This window comes from Streptomyces sp. NPDC006339 (assembly GCF_040612775.1).
Lineage (GTDB): Bacteria > Actinomycetota > Actinomycetes > Streptomycetales > Streptomycetaceae > Streptomyces.
The window spans coordinates 1-3,626 of the sequence record NZ_JBEXQW010000109.1; the positions used below are offsets into that span (position 1 = coordinate 1).

Consider the following 3,626-nt stretch of genomic DNA (forward strand, 5'->3'; position numbering starts at 1 on the left):
CGTTGTGGGCATTCGTTCCGCTGGGGCGGAACGGGTGGGCACAACGGAACGGTGCCCTTTGCCGGGCCTAGGCTCCTGGTGCTTTGACCCGCACCACGGGTCCGCCGTGCTCGTGGCGCGGGCAGGTGCAGGTGCGGAAGGCGCCCGCATGGGCGCCGTCCCGTGTGCCCACCCGTCCCGCCCTGCGGGACGATTGCCCACACGGGGGCGGGGGCGACGGCCCACGCGGGGGTGGGAGGGGCACCGCCCCAGCGGGGCGCGGGGCGCAGGTGCGCGGAGGGGGCAAGGCGGGAGGGGTGCCGCCCCGGGCGGGCGCGGCCCTGCCGTAGTCGGGCGCGGCCGCGAGGGGGCGGAGGCACCAGCGCGGCGCGTCAGGGCCCCATGTTTACGTGTCTCGCCCCGGTAGGCGGAGGCCCGTCGTCAGGTCGCGCAGGCAGCGGACCGCCAGGGCCGACGGGGCGCCCTCGCCCCGGGCGGGGGCGTCGGTGGTGGACCAGGATTCCAGGGCGATGCGGATCGCGGCGGTGGCCGCCGCCGCGGCGAGGCGGAGGTCGAGGGGGTCGGCGCCGGGGCCCGCGAGGGCGGCGAGGACCTCGCGGAGGCGCTCCTCGGACTCCTGGTTGACCCGGTACCAGACGGCCCGCAGCGCCGGATCGCGGTCCGCCGCGCGCAGCAGCCCGTGGGTCCAGCGCAGCCCCTCCGCCGCCTCCTCGCCCTCCGCCGCCAGCGCCCCGGCGACGGACCGCTCCAGGGCGACCGCCAGGTCCGTCCCCGGCTCGGCGGCGGCGAGCGCGGCCCGCCAGCGGTCGGCGCCACCCGCGAGCAGCGGGGCGACGGCGTCCTGCTTGGAGCGGAAGTAGCGGTAGAAGGTGCGCAGGGCGACCCCGGCCCGCTGGGCGATGTCCTCCGCGGTCGTGTCGTCGGGCCCGCGCTCGGTGAACAGTTCGGCGGCGGCGCGCGCGATGTCGAGCTGGGTGGCGGCCTTGCGGCGCTCCGTCAGGGAGGGGGGCTTGGTGCTCACCCCACCCAGCGTACGCCCGCCACTGCCAGGCTTGCACACCATGCACCTATGGCAAAACGTGTCACCAAGGCGTACGGTTGCCATCATTCCCCGAAGCCCGAGAGAGGTTGCCGCCATGAACCACCTGACCCGCTACGAAGGACGTCGCGCACTCGTCACCGGCGGCGGCTCCGGCATCGGCCAGGCCACCGTGCTGCGCCTGCTGGCCGAGGGCGGCACCGTCGTCGCCGCCGACATCAGCGAGGCCGGGCTCAAGGACACCGTCGCCAAGGCGGGCGACACCGCCGGCCGCCTCACCACCCTCGTCGTCGACATCGCCGACGAGACCTCCGTCCGCGAGGGCGTCGCCGCCGCCGTCACCGCCCTCGGCGGCCTGGACGTGCTCGTCAACGCGGCCGGCATCCTGCGCTCCTCGCACACCCACGAGACCGCCCTCGACGCCTTCGAGCAGGTGATCCGGATCAACCTCACCGGCACCTTCCTCGTCATCCGCGAGGCGATACCGGCGCTCCTGGAGGGTCACGACGCCGCCGTCGTGAACTTCTCCTCCACGTCCGCGATGTTCGCCCACCCCTATATGGCGGCCTACGCGGCCAGCAAGGGCGGCGTCCAGTCCATGACCCACGCGCTCGCCGCCGAGTACGCCAAGCAGGGCATCCGCTTCACCGCCGTCCAGCCCGGCTCCATCTCCTCCGGCATGACCGACGGCTCCGGCGCCAGCCGGCAGTCCGTCGGCCCCGGCCTGCCCGAGGACACCGACTGGTCGCTCTTCGCCAAGCTCGCCCCCGCCCTCGGCCAGGGCTTCGCCGGACCCGAGACCGTCGCCGGCGTCGTCGCGATGCTCGCGAGCGAGGACGGGAAGTTCATCACCGGCACCGAGGTCCGCGTCGACGGCGGCACGCACTTCTGAGGGGCCCCGAGACCGGCCCGCACAGACCGGTCCGGTTCGGCCCCTCCGTACCCCCTACCCGGGGCCGAACCGGGCCCACAGCCGCGGGAAGCGGGCCGCGAGCACCGCGTCGTCGTCCAGGTCGAAGGGCGTGCCCTCCGGCTCCGCGCCCGGCGGCGGGATCCCCAGGTCGGGCGTCTCCGCGCCCGTGAGCTGCTCGTACGCCTCGTCCGCCGCGAAGCCCAGCTCCTCGCCGTCCCCGTCGATCTCCTCGTCGAAGTCGACCAGCAGCTCCGCCAGCGCGTCCGGATCGTGCACCCCGCCCTCGAAGACCTCCCGGCCCTGCGCGATCAGCCAGCAGCGGAACCAGTCGAAGGCGTCGTCACCCGCCCCGCCGAGCAGCACCGCCGCCGCACCCCACAGATCCCAGGTGTACGCGCGGTTGTAGCGGGCCTCGAAATGGCGGGCGAAGTCGACCACGGAGTCCGGATCGAGCTGTGTGAGGCGCTCGACGAGCAGGTCGGCGTGCTCCTCCGGGTCGCCCTCGGCGCGCTCCCGGGTGGAGTCGATGATCTCCCAGAACTCCGTCTCGTCCATCACGGGACCAGCATCGTGGGTCGCGCCCGACGACGCACCCGGAAGCGGCCGAAAACAATCCGGACAGAAGGTGTCGCCCTTTCCTGTCAGGCTCGCCCCATGACCGCTGCAACGAAGCCGCTCGCCGGCCGCATCTGCCTCGTCGCCGGCGCCACCCGTGGGGCGGGACGCGCCATCGCCGTCCAGCTCGGCACCGCCGGAGCCACCGTCTACGTCACCGGCCGCACCACCCGCGACCGGATCAGCGAGGTCGGCCGCGCCACCGAGACCATCGAGGAGACCGCCGAACTCGTCACCGAGGCCGGCGGCTCGGGCATCGCCGTCCCCACCGACCACCTGGAGCCCGACCAGGTCCGCGCCCTGGCCGACCGCGTCGACCGCGAACAGGGCCGGCTCGACGTCCTCGTCAACGACGTCTGGGGCGGTGAGCACCTCATCGTCTCGACCTTCGGGAAGAAGACCTGGGACATCGACCTCACCGACGGCCTCCGGATGCTCGAACTCGGCGTGAAGACGCACCTCATCACCTCCCACACGCTCCTGCCGCTGCTCACCCGCCACCCCGGCGGCCTCGTCGTCGAGGTCACCGACGGCACCACCGCGTACAACGGCACCCACTACCGCGAGAACCTCTTCTACGACCTGGCCAAGAACGCCCCCATCCGGATGGCCCTCGGCCTGGCGAAGGAACTGGCCGACTCCGCCGGCACGGCCGTCTCGATCAGCCCCGGCTGGCTCAGGTCCGAGCAGATGCTCGCCCACTTCGGCGTCACCGAGGACACCTGGCGCGAGGCGACGAAGCAGCTTCCCGACTTCGCCGTCTCCGAGTCCCCGGTGTACGTCGGCCGGGCCGTCGCCGCCCTCGCCGCCGACCCCGACCGGGCCCGCTGGAACGGGCGGTCGCTCGACAGCGGACAGCTCGCGCGGGAGTACGGCTTCACCGACGCCGACGGCTCCCGGCCCGACTCCTGGGGCTTCATGCTGGCCAAGGAGGCCGATCCGGACACCCGCGTGGAGGACTTCCGCTAGGCCGCGCCCGCGAGGCCGTCGGTGGCGCCCTCCGGCGCGCCGAACAGCACGTTGCCGCCGGCCCCGTTGACGACCACGTCCACCCGCCCG

Annotated in this window: 4 protein-coding genes; 2 read left to right on the forward strand and 2 right to left on the reverse strand. The window is 74.0% G+C overall.

Annotated elements, in window-relative coordinates; genetic code table 11:
* Positions 1-385: 385 nt before the first annotated feature.
* Positions 386-1,021 (reverse strand): TetR family transcriptional regulator, encoded by a 636-nt coding sequence (locus ABZ135_RS38590; RefSeq protein ID WP_356703067.1) that lies wholly within the window; start codon positions 1,019-1,021, stop codon positions 386-388.
* A 115-nt stretch (positions 1,022-1,136) separates the two neighbouring features.
* Here ABZ135_RS38590 and ABZ135_RS38595 point away from each other — a divergent pair, with 115 nt between their 5' ends.
* Positions 1,137-1,931, forward strand: a complete 795-nt coding sequence (locus ABZ135_RS38595; protein WP_356703069.1) for an SDR family oxidoreductase — start codon at positions 1,137-1,139, stop codon at positions 1,929-1,931.
* Positions 1,932-1,985: 54 nt separating this feature from the next.
* On the opposite strand, the gene ABZ135_RS38600 is transcribed toward ABZ135_RS38595, so the two are convergent.
* The gene (locus ABZ135_RS38600; protein WP_356703073.1) at positions 1,986-2,507 is read right to left on the reverse strand and encodes a DUF4240 domain-containing protein; all 522 of its coding nucleotides are present in this window, start codon (positions 2,505-2,507) and stop codon (positions 1,986-1,988) included.
* Positions 2,508-2,606: 99 nt separating this feature from the next.
* Here ABZ135_RS38600 and ABZ135_RS38605 point away from each other — a divergent pair, with 99 nt between their 5' ends.
* Positions 2,607-3,536 carry an SDR family oxidoreductase gene (locus ABZ135_RS38605; protein WP_356703071.1) on the forward strand — a complete coding sequence of 310 codons (930 nt, stop codon included), beginning with the start codon at positions 2,607-2,609 and terminating at the stop codon, positions 3,534-3,536.
* Positions 3,537-3,626 lie beyond the last annotated feature (90 nt).

Bases quoted from the DNA above. Each gene is read 5' to 3' on its own strand.
- ABZ135_RS38605 (WP_356703071.1), top strand. From the start codon at position 2,607: ATGACCGCTGCAACGAAGCCGCTCGCCGGCCGCATCTGCCTCGTCGCC.
- ABZ135_RS38600 (WP_356703073.1), bottom strand. From the start codon at position 2,507: ATGGACGAGACGGAGTTCTGGGAGATCATCGACTCCACCCGGGAGCGC.
- ABZ135_RS38595 (WP_356703069.1), top strand. From the start codon at position 1,137: ATGAACCACCTGACCCGCTACGAAGGACGTCGCGCACTCGTCACCGGC.